Source organism: Phaeobacter sp. PT47_59, from assembly GCF_028890025.1.
Classification (GTDB): domain Bacteria; phylum Pseudomonadota; class Alphaproteobacteria; order Rhodobacterales; family Rhodobacteraceae; genus Phycobacter.
Genome location: NZ_JARCJL010000006.1, coordinates 128,915 through 142,831 on the forward strand (window position 1 = coordinate 128,915; position 13,917 = coordinate 142,831).

Consider the following 13,917-nt stretch of genomic DNA (forward strand, 5'->3'; position numbering starts at 1 on the left):
GTGACAAACACAAAAGGCCCGGTCGCAGGACCGGGCCTTTTGCGCATTTGGACAAAGGGTGACAGCGATGACCTGGCCAGTGGGATATGGCAAACGCGTGCTGGCCGAGGTGGACAGCACCCTGGACGAAGCCGCCCGGATTGCAGGCGAGTTGTCGGGCCCCGAGTGGATCCTGGCCCTGCGTCAGACCAAGGGGCGCGGGCGCCGGGGGCGGGACTGGAAGGATCCGAAAGGCAACTTTGCCGCCACGCTGGTGATGCGTCCCGAAGGCGCCGCCGATCAGGTGGCCCTGCGCAGTTTCGTGGCCTCTCTGGCGTTGTTCGATGCATGCGTCGCCTTGACGGGCCGCACCGATGGCTTGGCCCTGAAATGGCCCAACGATGTGCTGCTGAACGGTGGCAAGCTGGCTGGGATCCTCTTGGAAAGCGCAGGCCAGGGTAGCGGGGTCACCTATCTGTCGATCGGGATCGGGGTCAACCTGATGGAAACCCCGATGAAGGAATGGCTGGAGCCGGGTGCCGTCTGGCCGGTGTCGCTGCTCTCGGAAACCGGGATGCAGGTCGGCCCCGAGGATTTCCTCGAGGCCCTGGCAGAGGCCTATGCCCGCTATGAGCAGCAGTTCGTGACCTATGGGTTCGAGCCGATCCGCACCGCCTGGCTGGCCCGCGCGGCCAAGCTGGGGGAGGTCATCACCGCCCGCACCGCAACGTCGGAAACCGAGGGCACCTTTGAAACGGTGGACGCCCAGGGCAACCTTGTCCTAAACAGCGCCAAAGGCCGCGTCACCATTCCCGCCGCGGATGTCTATTTCTAGGAAAGGCGTGCCCATGCTTCTGGCCGTTGATTGTGGCAATACCAATACTGTCTTCTCGATCTGGGATGGGGAGCAGTTCATCGGCACCTGGCGCACGGCGACCGACTGGCGGCGCACGGCGGATCAGTATTTCGTCTGGCTCAACACGCTGATGCGGTTGCAGGGCATCGAGGCGGATATCACCGATATGATCGTTTCCTCGACCGTGCCGCGGGTGGTCTTCAACCTGCGTGTGCTGGGCGATCGCTATTTCAACACAAGGCCGCTGGTGGTCGGGAAACCCGATTGCCTCTTGCCGGTGGAAGTGCGGGTCGATGAAGGCACCGCTGTCGGCCCCGACCGGTTGGTCAACACGGTGTCGGGCTTTGACCTATATGGCGGCAATCTGGTGATGGTGGATTTTGGCACCGCGACCACCTTCGATGTGGTGGCCGAGGATGGCGCCTATGTGGGGGGGGTGATTGCACCGGGTGTCAACCTCAGCCTCGAAGCGCTGCACCAGGCGGCCGCGGCCTTGCCCCATGTGGACATCTCGAAACCGCAGAGGGTCATCGGCACCAATACCGTCGCCTGCATGCAATCCGGCGTCTTCTGGGGCTATGTCGGCCTTGTCCGTGAAATCTGCACCCGCATCAAGGACGAGCGCGGCGTGCCCATGAAAGTGATATCAACAGGCGGGCTGGCGCCTTTGTTCCAGCAAACGGCTGATCTGTTCGACGCATATGAGGATGATCTCACCATGCATGGTCTGCAGGTCATCCATCAATATAACAAGGATAACGGTACTCCGAATGAGCACTGAGAGATTGATCTATCTGCCCCTTGGCGGGGCAGGTGAAATTGGCATGAACGCCTATGTCTATGGCTACGGCAAACCGGGCAAGGAACGGCTGATCCTGGTGGATCTGGGCGTGGCCTTCCCGGATATGGATACCAGCCCGGGCGTGGATCTGATCATGCCCGACATCACCTGGCTGAAACAGCGGGTGGACCAGCTGGAGGCGGTGTTCATCACCCACGGTCACGAAGACCACATCGGCGCGGTGGCCCACCTTTACGGTGATCTACGGGTGCCGGTCTATGCCCGCGCCTTTACCGCCAATCTGGCGCGCCGCAAGATGGAAGAGCGGGGCCATGATCCCAAGATGGTGCAGACCGTCTCGGCCTGGCCCGAGGTGACCAAGCTTGGCCCCTTTACGGTGGGCGTTGCCCCCATGTCCCACTCCATCCCCGAAAGCGGGGCACTGGTGATCGACACGCCCGCCGGGCGGGTGGTGCATACCGGCGACTTCAAGCTGGATCCGAACCCACTGGTGGGCGAACCCTTTGATCCGGACATGTGGAAAGAGATCGCCAAGGATGGCGTGCAGGCGATGATCTGCGACTCCACCAATGTGTTTTCCGCCCATCCGGGCCGCTCGGAAGCGGAACTTGCGCCCGAGATCACCCGGCTGATCGGCGAGGCAAAGGGTCTGGTCGCGGCGACCACCTTTGCCTCCAACGTCGCCCGGGTCAAAACCCTTGCTGAAGCGGGCGAGCGGGCCGGGCGGTCTATTGTGCTCTTGGGCCGCGCGATGCTGCGCATGGTCGAGGCGGCGGTGGAAACCGGCGTGCTGACCGATTTTCCGAAGGTGATCCAGCCCGAGGAAGCGCAGGATGTGCCGCGCGAAAATCTGATGCTGATCACCACCGGCAGCCAGGGCGAACGCCGCGCGGCCACCGCGCAGATGGCACGTGGCAAGTATCGCGGGCTGGAGCTGAAAGAGGGCGATCTGTTCCTCTTCTCCTCCAAGACCATTCCCGGCAACGAGAAGGGCGTGATCCGGATCATGAACCAGTTCTCGGAGCGGGGCGTCGATGTGGTCGATGACAGTTCCGGCCTGTATCACGTGTCGGGCCATGCCAATCGGCCCGATCTAGAGCAGCTGCACGCGCTGGTAAAACCGAAGATGCTGGTGCCGATGCACGGTGAACACCGCCACCTGCGCCAGCATGCGCGCATCGCCGAGGAAGCCGGTATCGCCAGCGTCGTGGCGGTGAATGGCACCATGCTGGATCTCGCGGGCGATGGGCCGCGGGTGGTGGACTTTGTGGAAACCGGACGGGTCTATCTGGATGGGACCGTGAAGATCGGCGCGCTGGATGGCATCGTGCGCGATCGTATCCGCATGGCGCTGAACGGCCATCTGGTCGTGACCGTGATCCTGGATGAAGAAGATGAGCCGCTGGGCGAGCCCTGGTGCGATATCAAGGGGCTGGCGGAAACCGGCACATCCGACGCCGCCCTCGCTGAGGTGATCGAGGAAGATCTCAACCAGTTCCTGATGCGGGCAGGAGCCAAGACCCTGCGTGACGACGACAAGCTGGAGGGCGAACTGCGCCGCATCGCGCGCCAGACCGCCAACAATGAGATCGGCAAGAAGCCCGAGGTGACGGTGGTGATCAGCCGCATGCGCTAAGTCGCAGACGAAAAGACAAAAAGCGCCCTGACCAATCCGGCCAGGGCGCTTTTTCGTGAGTGGTGGTCTTCGAAATGAAATCAGGCGTGGCGCGGGCGCAGGACCAGGGCCGCAAGCTTCTGTGCAGCGGTCACGATGGCAGCAGAGCCTGCGCGCAGGAAGGTGGCCATGGCTTGGCTGCGCATGGCCTGCGCCCGGCGTTCGATGGCCTGGATGTCTTCAGCGGACAGGGAGGGGATGTCGGAATGTGTCATAATGCGTCTCAGCGGCTAGGGCGTGTCAGTGTCTGACGCCCAATTAGGCGCAAAGAGCGCATTTGACATCCGGCAAAATTGTCATTGCCGCCATGCTGCAGGTGCAAAGCAACCCTTGCGCGTATCCCTGGCCTGGCTGCGGGGGCAGAAATGAAAACGACCGCACCCGGCAGGGGCACGGTCGCAAAACCAGCAGCCTCAAACGGAGCTGTCAGCTGGCGCGGCGTTCGTCAAAGGACATGGCGATGAAGCTGGGCATGTGATCGCCCATGCCGACCACCACCTTGCGGTCGTCGCGACGATCCTTGTTGCTGCTGCGTCCGCCGCGCGATTTCTTGCTCTCCGAGGATTTCTTGGTCTCGGCGCTTTCGGTCACTGCGGGGGGCTGCGCCTCCTGCTCCGGGGCCTGGGACTGGACCTTCTCCTTGGACTTGCTGCGGGAACGGCTGCGGCTCGTCTTCGCTTCCGTTGCTTTTTCTTTCCCTTCGCCATCGTTGGGCGCGGCCTTGCGCGCGGGGGCTTTCTTCACCGGGTTTTCCATCCGGTTGATTGTCTTCTGAACAAGGCTTTCGACCGCATCCAGCGCCTTTTCATCCCGCGGCACGCAGATGGTGATCGCCTTGCCCTCGCGGCCGGCACGGCCGGTGCGGCCAATGCGGTGCACATAGTCTTCGGCATGGCCGGGGACATCGTAGTTGAACACATGGCTGACGCTGGGCACATCAAGGCCACGGGCGGCCACATCCGAGGCCACGAGGATGCGCAGCTTGCCTTCCCGGAAGCCATCAAGGGTCTTGGTGCGCTGGCTCTGGTCTAGGTCGCCGTGAATCGGCGAGGCATCATAGCCGTATTTGCGCAGCGATTTTGCAACGATATCCACATCCGTCTTACGGTTGCAGAAGATGATCGCATTGGTCAGCTTGTCGCCTTCCTGATCAATCAGCGCGCGCAGCACCTTGCGTTTCTCGCTGCCTTCGCGGTCCTTGCGGGAGGCTTTGAATTCCACCACCGCCTGTTCGATGGTCTCCGAGGTGGTCGCCTGACGGGCGATCTCGATCCGCTCCGGGTTCGAGAGGAAGGTATTGGTGATCCGCTCGATCTCGGGCGCCATCGTGGCCGAGAAGAACAGCGTCTGGCGGGTAAAGGGCGTCAGGCCGAAGATGCGTTCGATATCGGGGATGAAGCCCATATCCAGCATCCGGTCGGCTTCGTCGATCACCATGACCTTGACGTCTGAAAGGATCAGCTTGCCGCGTTCAAAATGGTCCAGAAGGCGGCCGGGGGTTGCGATTAGCACATCGACACCCTTGTCGATCAGCTGGTCCTGTTCCTTGAAGCTGACACCGCCGATCAACAGCGCCTTCGTCAGTTTCATGTGTTTGGTGTAGGTGTCGAAGTTTTCCGCCACCTGGGCGGCCAGTTCCCGCGTCGGGCAGAGCACCAGGCTGCGCGGCATGCGGGCTCGGGCGCGGCCACGGGCCAGAAGCGTGATCATCGGCAGGGTAAAGGAAGCGGTCTTCCCGGTGCCGGTTTGGGCGATCCCCAGAACATCGCGCCCTTCCAGCGCGGGCGGGATGGCGCCGGCCTGGATGGGGGTAGGGGTTTCATAGCCGGCTTCCTCAATTGCCTTGAGGACCTTGGGATTCAAGTTCAGATCGGAGAATTTTGTCATTTGCGTCCGTTATTGCGGACACTGACCAGGCCCGCGCGTGTGTGTACCAGCCGATCTCGCAAGGTCATGCGGTTTGGCAGCTTTCGGCTTGGGGCGCGGTCTATCAAAATAAGGTGAGATCGTCAATTGTAGCCTGATTTTCCCGACACCCTGTTGCAGGAGAGATCAGAACAGGCGTTGGCCGAATTCTGGAAACTGTTTCTGTCGCTTGTCCTCAAGCTGCAGGTCGCGCAGGCAGAGCAGCCCTTCCGCCTGCAGCCGCGCCCGCAGCGCAGGGGTATCGGCGCAGACTTCCTCGAAAAACGCCTTTAGCCCTGCTGTTCCCGGATCTTCTTCGATCGCCGACAGCAGGTCATGCAGGGTCACGCCGCCTTGGTGGCGCGGCCGGATCGGTTTCAGCTCGGATCGGTAGGCGCCTTTTTCCAGGCGGTATCGGTAATGGGCGATCCAGGCGTCCCAATCGGCGGCATGCAGGTGGCACAGGTCGACCCCGTTCAGGATAGCCTGGCCTGGGTTTTCACCCTGTTCGGTGTAGATGTTATGGATGCGGAACTGAGCCTGCTCCAATCCCGGGCGCACGAACAGCTTGCCCTGGCTGTGGCTGAGAAATCCGCCGGACAGGTATTCGCCGTAGGTCGGGTAAACCCGCTCGGCGATAGAGAGCTGGTTCGCGCCCGCTGCGATATGGCTCTTGAAGGCGGTGCCATCGCCCCCGGCCAGGGCTTCAATCGGATAGGCGCGGGCACAATGCGCGGTTTCGGGCAAAGCGCCCAGAACCTCGCCCAGATCGGTCTCAGACCACAGGAATTCGTCCACATCCATGTGGATCAACCAGTCCAGCCCCTTTGTCTGCCGACGATACGCGCGGGTTGCATTCATTGTCTGGCGGACCTGGTGTTTCTCGGGCTTGCCGCCCTTGCGGCGTTGCGCCCAATAGGCCTCGTCGCAGTCGAAGATGCGGATCTTCGGGTGCCGGGCAAGGAGATCGCGGGCCTCGGGGCAGGGGGCATCAAGGTAGATGAACAGCCGGTGCGCGCCCGCTTCGATATGGTAGGCGGCCCAGTTCAAGATGTCGGCGGCGGGGGCCTTTACCGTGGCGACAATTCCCCATCTGTCCGCCGAAGTCCTCATATCTTGTTCACATCGGACTTGCGCTTGTAGTGCCTGAGCCGTGCAAAAATGCTGCGGTTGTCGGTCATCACCATGCGCAGCATCTGGGCGCCCAGCGGTCGAAAGACCGGGTCTTCCTCGACGCAGTGCCACAGACGCGCCAGCATATTCATGTCAAGGTCTCCCGTTTGCAGGGAGTAGGGGGTCATGTCAAAGGCCAGTGGATGATCCGAGTTGCGCCGCTTCAGCCTGGGAAAGGCGAAATGTCCGGGACGCCCCGACAGCCTGCGCTCGCTGTCGTGCAGTTTGATCAGGTCAAAGAGCATCGACAGGCCTTGCCCGCCCCGCCGCTGCGCTTCTGTCTCGCCATGGTCGCCAAAGGTGGTTGCCGAAGAGATCAGCCAGCGCGTGTCCAATGTGTCGGCGAAATACCTGCCGCGTTCGCGCCAGATCTGCAGGAACAGATCCCGTGCCTGCGCGGGCGGGTTTTCCCGCCGCAGGATGGCGATGCACAGGGCATGGGTCGCTTCCAGCTCGCTGCGCCCCTCGAACTCGCCCCGGATCTCGAACCACTTGGTTTCGATATGCTGTTTGATCTTTGGCCGGTCTTCCGGGTTTTGCGCCGGAACCACACGGGCCTGCAGATCATCAAGGTTCGTGCCGATCTTTTCCAGCAGTTCGGCCGAGCCGGTATAGGGGCGCGACTTGCGATCATGGCGCCGCATCAAGCGATGGAAACCGCCGGGGTAGATCTCGTTGGCAATGTCCATGCGTGATTTGGTTCCGTCTCGGTGGTCTGAGGTGGTCTAGACCATCATTTCCTTGGTCGCAGTCAGTTTCAAGTCCGGATAATCCCGCTCGACCCGGTCGATGTCCCATTGCAGGCGCGTCAGGTAGACGGTGTCGCCGTCGTGGTCGGTCGCGATATGCTGCTTGTTGGCGTTGATGAACTTTTCCACCGCGGGCTTGTCACCGCTGACCCAGCGGGCCGAGGTGAACTGCGATGCCTCGAACCGCACCGGCAGCCCGTATTCCATCTCGATCCGGCTGGCGAGCACCTCGAACTGAAGCGCGCCGACAACGCCGACGATGAAGCCCGAACCAAAGGAGGGTTTGAAGACCTTGGCGGCCCCTTCTTCGGCAAATTGCATCAGGGCTTTTTCCAGATGTTTCGCCTTCATCGGGTCGCCCGCGCGCACGGTCTGCAGCAATTCCGGCGCAAAGGAGGGGATGCCGGTCGCCCGCAGGGCTTCGCCTTCGGTGAGCGTATCACCGATGCGCAGCTGGCCGTGGTTGGGGATACCGATGATATCGCCTGCCCAGGCCTCTTCCGCCAGCTCCCGGTCGGAGGCGAGGAACAGCACCGGGTTGGAGATCGCCATCGGCTTTTTCGTGCGCACATGGGTCAGCTTCATGCCGCGTTTGAAATGGCCCGAGGCCAGGCGCAGGAAGGCGACGCGGTCGCGGTGCTTGGGATCCATATTGGCCTGCACCTTGAACACGAAACCGGCGACCTTCTTTTCCTCGGGGCAGATCTGGCGGGGGCTGGCCTGCTGAGGCTGCGGTTCCGGCCCGTAGGTGCCGATCCCGTCCATCAGTTCCTTCACCCCGAAGGAGTTGATCGCCGAGCCGAACCAGATCGGGGTCATATGCCCTTCCAGAACCGATTGCGGATCCAGGGCTGGCAAAAGTTCCTTTGCCATTTCAACCTCTTCCAGGAACTTCTCCAGAAGATGCGCGGGCACGTGTTCGGCCAGTCTGGGATCGTCCAGCCCCTCGATCGAGATGCTCTCGGCCACCTTGTTGCGGTCGGCGCGGTCCATCAGCTCCAGCCGGTCGCGCAGCAGGTCATAGCAGCCGATGAAATCGCGGCCCACCCCGATGGGCCAGCTGGCGGGCGTCACGTCAATCGCCAGCATTTCCTGGATTTCATCAATGATCTCAAAGGTATCTCGGCTCTCCCGGTCCATCTTGTTACAGAAGGTCAGGATCGGCAGATCGCGCAGGCGGCAGACCTCGAACAGCTTCTGGGTCTGGCTTTCCACCCCCTTGGCGCCGTCGATCACCATCACCGCCGCATCCACCGCCGTCAGCGTGCGATAGGTGTCCTCGGAAAAGTCCGAGTGGCCGGGTGTGTCCACCAGGTTGAAGCGGAACTCCTTGAAGTCAAACGACATTGCCGAGGCTGAGACCGAGATGCCCCGGTCCTTTTCCATCTGCATGAAGTCCGACCGCGTGCGCCGTGCCTCGCCCTTGGCGCGCACCTGACCGGCCATCTGGATGGCGCCACCATAAAGGAGAAATTTCTCGGTCAGGGTGGTCTTGCCCGCATCCGGGTGCGAGATGATCGCAAAGGTGCGGCGGCGCGCGATTTCGGGCGGCAATTCGGGGCGGTTTGTGACGGAATCCAGCATGAGCGCGCGTATATCAGGATTGCGCCCCGAGGCAAGAAAAACAGGCGTCACCCCCCGTGCACCACCTGTGCACCCCCCGTACACCGCCTGTACACCGGGCATTCACCGCCCGTTGCCGCCCCTGCGACCGGAGGCATGAGCCGCCCTTAAGGTGGATGGCCCATGCTGATCTCGAACGCAGATAGCCAGACCGCCCCCATCCGATGCCCAGCCGCAAACATTATGACGCCGAAATGCAGCAAGAGCTGGAAGAGCTGCAATCCGCCCTGCGGCGCGAATGGCTGGGCAACAGCCTGCCGGTGGATTGGCACGGCATGGACAGCTGGCAGCGCATTGACCGGCCCAAGACGCGGGTGACGATCCGGCTGGACGCGGACATGGTGCGCTGGTTCCGCAAGCTGGGCCCCAACTACAGCCGCCGCATCAACGCGGTTCTGCGCATCTACTGGATGGCGCTGCTGTCGGGCCACATCCAGGCTCATGAGAATGACAACACCATCCTGCGTATCGAACTGAATGCGAGGCGGAGGCTGGAGGAGCGGGGCGAGTGAGGGGTGTGTCGGCCCGGTGGCGGGCATTTGATCAAGTCAGTATGATCCCGTTGAAAATGCAAGCTTCCAAGCATCAACGTGTTTGATAGCTAGCATGGCTCGCTCTAACTGAAACCCTGGAAAATCCATTATGCTTTAAGGCAAATTCCAAAACGTGTCGCGGGGTCTGATTGGTCGGGCCAAGAGTCACTTGTGATACGGCTTCTTCAGGGATGGTTATGGGGATGTATGGAGATACTGCCTTGCCCGTCCCCCTAAGCTTCACTCCGCCAATTGACGAGAGGTTTCCATAGGTGAATAGCCGCCATTCTTTTTCTTCGCGGAAAGCGCCGTTTTTGACTGTAAAGAGGGATCTGGCAGCTTTTTCATATTTCGCGTGCTTTTCACCATTTGGGCCAAAGTCCAACGTGAGGTTCCCGCTGCCGCGAGACTCACTATAAAGTTTGGCATCTTCACCGAAGGCATCGTGAAGCAAGCGCACAATGGCATGGATTTCGTTGTGATCTTGGTCGCCGTAAGCAATCTTGGTCAACTCCAGATTGCTATCGGGATGGTCTTTGGGGATGTGCTCCAAAGCTTCTCGATAGAACGTGATCGAAAAACCGGCCCCATCCGCAGCGTATCCGCGCCATTGGCTTAGAAGGTCCCGTTCTTCTGAAAAACAGACGCCTAGTGCCAAACAATCGTGGCTAGCAGTGTCTATACAAAGCGCCGCGCCCCGTCGCTCTAGTCTTTTTGTCTCGGAACGTTCCTGTAGGAAGAGGTTCAGCCAGTAGTCCCGCATCCAGCGTCCCTCAGCGGAGTCGTTTGACTGTGAAAGGGACGTAAGCCATAGCTTTTTGCTCTCCAAGAAAGACAAAAATACATGTTCGCTACAATAATAGGTTAGTTCTTCAGCCACAAACGTCACGCCCCATTCAATTGATCCCAAGTGGCACTCACGCAAGCCAGAAATAGCTGAGCCTGTCAAACAAAGCGAGTTCTTGAAAAACAATTTGGGCAGGCCGTGGATGTTCAAAGCCCGCTTTCTGCGCCAGCGGACCTATCGCTCACGCTCCCAACGCACCTTCCCCAGCCCTTGTACGGCCGGGGAGGGCGAGAGCCACGCTTTTGATATGCCGGTCCGTTCCCGCCGATCAGGGGCGGGCAAGACCTGCCCCCGAGGGATCAGATCCGCATGCGCGGGACGTCGTTGGGGTCCAGCATCAGTTCGATCAACAGGGGCTTGTCCCGGGTCTCGATCGCCTTGAGCGCCTGTTCCAGGGTTTCAACCGAATTCACCAGGATACCCTGACCGCCCAGGGCAGTGCCCACCTGCGCGAAGGAAGGCCAGTCGAACATCGAAAGGCCGGGATCCATCTTGCGGTCCAGGAACTGGATATGCTCGGCGCCATAGGCGGAATCATTGGCCACGATCACGATCAGATCCTGTTTCATGCGCACGGCGGTGTTGAACTCGTTGATCCCGCCCATCATGAAGCCGCCATCGCCGGTGAACAGCGCAACGGGGCGGTTTGGCGTCGCGAAGCCCGCGCCGATCGCGACCTGCAGGCCAAGACCGATGGAGCCGAAATTGGTGGTGGCGATGAAGCTTTCGGCATTGGGGCAGGAGACGCGGCACCAGACCTCGGTCATGAACCGGCCGCCATCGGTGGTCAGGAAACGGTCCTTGGGCAGGGCCTCCTCCAGCCGGTCAAGCGCATATTCGAAGTTCACGTAACCGGGCTTGGCCTTGTCGGGATCGCCCTTGGGGTGGGCGGTCAGCACCTCCATGTCCAGTTCGGCGGTGAAGCCGGTGCCGGGGATTTCGGCCTCATCCAGCCACCAGACGATATTATCCGCCGTCAGCCCCGCATCGGCCACCAGGGCCGCATCCGGGTGGTAGTTCTTGGCGACCTCGGTGACGGTGTCGTTGATCTGCACCACCCGCTTGCCCTTCATCAGCGCCCCCTTGTCGGTGGTGAAATGGTGCAGCGAGGTGCCAAAGGCGACGACGCAATCGGCCTTGGCGATGGCATCATAGGCGGCGGGCGTCGACAGGGTTCCGAAGATGTCGATGTTGTAGGGGTGGTCGTTGAACATGCCCTTGGCCTTGAGCGTGGTGGCCAGGGGTGCCTGCAGGCGATCCGCCAGTTTCTTGATCTGCTCGACCGCGTCCTTGGCGCCGATCCCGGCCAGGATGATCGGGCGCTTGGCGCTGGCGATCATGCCCACGGCCTCGTCCAGGTCGTCACCCTCGGGCACATAGGCGGGGGCGTTGAAGGCCGGGAAGACATGGCGGCTGTGCTCCACCTCCTGCCACATGAAATCGGCGGGCATGTTCAGCACGATGGGACGTTTTTCCACCTGCGCCCGGTAGATCGCATGGGCCACGTCATAGGAAGCGGTTTCCGGCGATCGCATCTGTTCGAAGCCGGCCCCGGTGACCTTGACCGCTTCGCGCTGATCGATGTTCTGCAGGTTATGCGGGTTCGAGACGGCGGTATCCCCGGCCAGCAGCACCATCGGCACATGGCCGCGCGCGCCCTCGGTCAGGGCGGTGATGCAATTGGTCAGGGCCGGGCCATGGGTGACGGTGGCGATGCCCACCTTGCCGGCGACCCGACCATAGGCCAGGGCCATCAGCACCGCGCTGCCCTCATAGGCCACGGGCACGAAGGTCGCGCCGCCGTCGCGCACGAAGTGGTCGACCATGAACAGGTTGGCGTCTCCCATCAGGCCAAACATCATGTCATGGCCATGGTCGGCAAGGGATTGGGCAATGGATTGGTACACGTACATGGTGCGGCTCATTTTCTGTCTGTCCGGGTTTTCGATGTCATATCGGTATTCCGATGCGCAGATTACGCAAAACACCTTCATGGCGCGGGTATTTTGCGGAGTATACGCGTAGACTCATCAATAGATGCGCATTTTTCGCACTGGGTGGCTTTTCGGACTGAGGGCCCGTCTTCACAGCCTGGCGGCCTATGGGGGGTATTCGTCACTGGCGACCTGCTGGATGGCTGTCTGTTCCGGCAATTCGCAGGTCCTTTTGCACCGCATCCCTGGCCGGGCTGAGGCCAGCATCGCCCAAATTCGGCTGCCTTTATGCCATGCTCCGCTCTTACTTTGCGTTCATAGACGGTCACTAGGTTTAAGAACGTGACGCAATGTCGGCGGTCCGGTTTCAGGGTCGGTGCCGTCACTGCCCATTAGAAAGACACCCGCCTCGTGCCCACGGTTGATATCATCCGCCTTGCAGAAGATCCGCGCGAAACCGCCTATGGCGTGCGTGCGGATACCTCTTCGCGCGGGGTGGATCTGGAGGGGGCGCAGATCACCGCGACCTATGCCGATGGCACCAGCGAGGTTCTGACCTGGAAGGCGCTGGACCCCTATACCAATGGTGGCGCGACGGGCGAGAACATCGATATGTTCTTCGACTACGATTGGCACGAGCTGACCACGACCAAGCCGCTGGCCTCGTTGCAGATCGACCTTGTTCCGGCCCATTCGGTCTTCGATACGACCTTCGCCATGGATGACGATCCGAGCGGGGGATCGACGCCCAGCTCCCTGAACGGGTTTCCCTTCAAGCTGGCTCCCGAATATGAGAGCCTATCGGGCAATATCACCGCGACCTACACCGGTATCGTGAACCTCTCCGGAGCGGAGGCGGTTGGCGATCTCTATACCACCATGACGCTTGATTTCACCGGGCTGCCCGGTGGCGGGCTTCTGGGGGATCTGGTCTGGAACACGGATATCGACACGCTGGAAGGGCCGTTTGATCCCACCCTGGTGGCCACGGATGATCTGTTCCAGATCTCCGGCGACGGCTCCGAGGTGCTGAACGTCCTGGAAAACGATAGCCACGGCGCGGGCAGCAGCCTGGCCATCACCCATATTGCCGGGCAGCCGGTTGCCGCTGGCGGATCGGTCACCCTGCCGTCGGGCGAGGTGGTGACCCTCAATGGCGATGGGACGCTGTCGATCACCAATGACAGCAGCGTCAATGAGATCAACAGTTTCACCTACACGGTGAAGGACGATCTGGGGAACAGCGACACCGGGACAGTTCAGGTCAAGACCGTGGTGGGACCGCCGCCCTGTTTCGTGGCAGGAACCTGGATCGAGACCGAGCTTGGCCCCGTACCCGTCGAGGAGCTGGAGGTCGGCATGCGAGTTCAGACCCGCGATCACGGCCTGCAACCGCTGCGCTGGATCGGCCGCAGTCGGCGGCGGGCGACGGGGCGCTCTGCGCCGGTTGTCATCGCCGCCAATGCGCTGGGTCGGCATGACGCCATCGCCCTGTCGCCCAATCACCGGGTGTTGATCTCGTCCGAACTGGCCGAGCTGCTGTTTGGCCAGTCCGAGGTCCTGGTCAAGGCAAAGCACCTGGTGAACGACCGGACGATCCGTCTGCGGGCAGATGGTCGCCCCGTGACCTATGTGCATCTGCTGTTTGATCAGCATGAAATCATCTGTGGCAACGGATTGGATAGCGAAAGCTATCATCCGGGGGCGGAAACCCTTGATGCCTTTGACGCCGATACCCGTGCCGAGGTGCTGGAGCTGATGGCGCAGATCGCGGATTATGGCCCGACCGCGCGCTATGCGCTGAAGGCCCATGAAAGCCGGTTGATGCGCGGCACCTGACG

Annotated in this window: 12 protein-coding genes and 1 tRNA gene; 6 read left to right on the forward strand and 7 right to left on the reverse strand. The window is 61.4% G+C overall.

Going from position 1 to position 13,917, the window contains the following annotated elements:
• Positions 1–67: 67 nt before the first annotated feature.
• The 3 genes from PXK01_RS07650 to PXK01_RS07660 are packed head-to-tail and all read left to right on the forward strand — an operon-like array spanning position 68 to position 3,273.
• Entirely contained in the window at positions 68–814 is a 747-nt protein-coding gene (locus tag PXK01_RS07650) for a biotin--[acetyl-CoA-carboxylase] ligase (RefSeq protein WP_274848199.1), read from the forward strand.
• Between the two features lie 13 nt (positions 815–827).
• The gene (locus tag PXK01_RS07655; protein ID WP_274859532.1) at positions 828–1,616 is read left to right on the forward strand and encodes a type III pantothenate kinase; all 789 of its coding nucleotides are present in this window, start codon (positions 828–830) and stop codon (positions 1,614–1,616) included.
• Complete coding sequence (locus tag PXK01_RS07660) at positions 1,606–3,273, forward strand: ribonuclease J (RefSeq protein WP_274848201.1); 1,668 nt, start codon at positions 1,606–1,608, stop codon at positions 3,271–3,273. Before PXK01_RS07655 ends, PXK01_RS07660 begins: the two co-directional genes overlap by 11 nt.
• A gap of 80 nt (positions 3,274–3,353) precedes the next feature.
• On the opposite strand, the gene PXK01_RS07665 is transcribed toward PXK01_RS07660, so the two are convergent.
• From PXK01_RS07665 to PXK01_RS07685, 5 genes are all read right to left on the reverse strand, one after another.
• On the reverse strand, positions 3,354–3,527 hold the full coding sequence (locus PXK01_RS07665) for an RSP_7527 family protein (protein ID WP_274848202.1): 174 nt from the start codon (positions 3,525–3,527) through the stop codon (positions 3,354–3,356).
• A 211-nt stretch (positions 3,528–3,738) separates the two neighbouring features.
• Entirely contained in the window at positions 3,739–5,199 is a 1,461-nt protein-coding gene (locus PXK01_RS07670) for a DEAD/DEAH box helicase (protein ID WP_274859533.1), read from the reverse strand.
• A gap of 165 nt (positions 5,200–5,364) precedes the next feature.
• Complete coding sequence (locus tag PXK01_RS07675; protein WP_274848204.1) at positions 5,365–6,330, reverse strand: glycosyltransferase family 2 protein; 966 nt, start codon at positions 6,328–6,330, stop codon at positions 5,365–5,367.
• On the reverse strand, positions 6,327–7,079 hold the full coding sequence (locus PXK01_RS07680; RefSeq protein ID WP_274848205.1) for a hypothetical protein: 753 nt from the start codon (positions 7,077–7,079) through the stop codon (positions 6,327–6,329). The genes PXK01_RS07675 and PXK01_RS07680 overlap by 4 nt, the downstream gene beginning before the upstream one ends.
• Positions 7,080–7,115: 36 nt before the next feature.
• On the reverse strand, positions 7,116–8,723 hold the full coding sequence (locus PXK01_RS07685) for a peptide chain release factor 3 (protein WP_274848206.1): 1,608 nt from the start codon (positions 8,721–8,723) through the stop codon (positions 7,116–7,118).
• A gap of 203 nt (positions 8,724–8,926) precedes the next feature.
• Here PXK01_RS07685 and PXK01_RS07690 point away from each other — a divergent pair, with 203 nt between their 5' ends.
• Entirely contained in the window at positions 8,927–9,274 is a 348-nt protein-coding gene (locus PXK01_RS07690) for a BrnA antitoxin family protein (protein ID WP_274859534.1), read from the forward strand.
• A gap of 73 nt (positions 9,275–9,347) precedes the next feature.
• On the opposite strand, the gene PXK01_RS07695 is transcribed toward PXK01_RS07690, so the two are convergent.
• Positions 9,348–10,058: a DUF2971 domain-containing protein gene (locus PXK01_RS07695; protein ID WP_274859535.1), complete on the reverse strand. Its 711-nt coding sequence runs from the start codon at positions 10,056–10,058 to the stop codon at positions 9,348–9,350.
• A gap of 162 nt (positions 10,059–10,220) precedes the next feature.
• On the opposite strand from PXK01_RS07695, the gene PXK01_RS07700 reads away from it, so the two are divergent.
• A tRNA-OTHER gene (locus PXK01_RS07700) sits at positions 10,221–10,310 on the forward strand.
• A gap of 131 nt (positions 10,311–10,441) precedes the next feature.
• Here PXK01_RS07700 and PXK01_RS07705 read toward each other — a convergent pair.
• Entirely contained in the window at positions 10,442–12,067 is a 1,626-nt protein-coding gene (locus PXK01_RS07705) for a thiamine pyrophosphate-binding protein (RefSeq protein ID WP_274859536.1), read from the reverse strand.
• 420 nt (positions 12,068–12,487) lie between these two features.
• On the opposite strand from PXK01_RS07705, the gene PXK01_RS07710 reads away from it, so the two are divergent.
• On the forward strand, positions 12,488–13,915 hold the full coding sequence (locus tag PXK01_RS07710) for a Hint domain-containing protein (RefSeq protein ID WP_274859537.1): 1,428 nt from the start codon (positions 12,488–12,490) through the stop codon (positions 13,913–13,915).
• Positions 13,916–13,917: the final 2 nt, after the last annotated feature.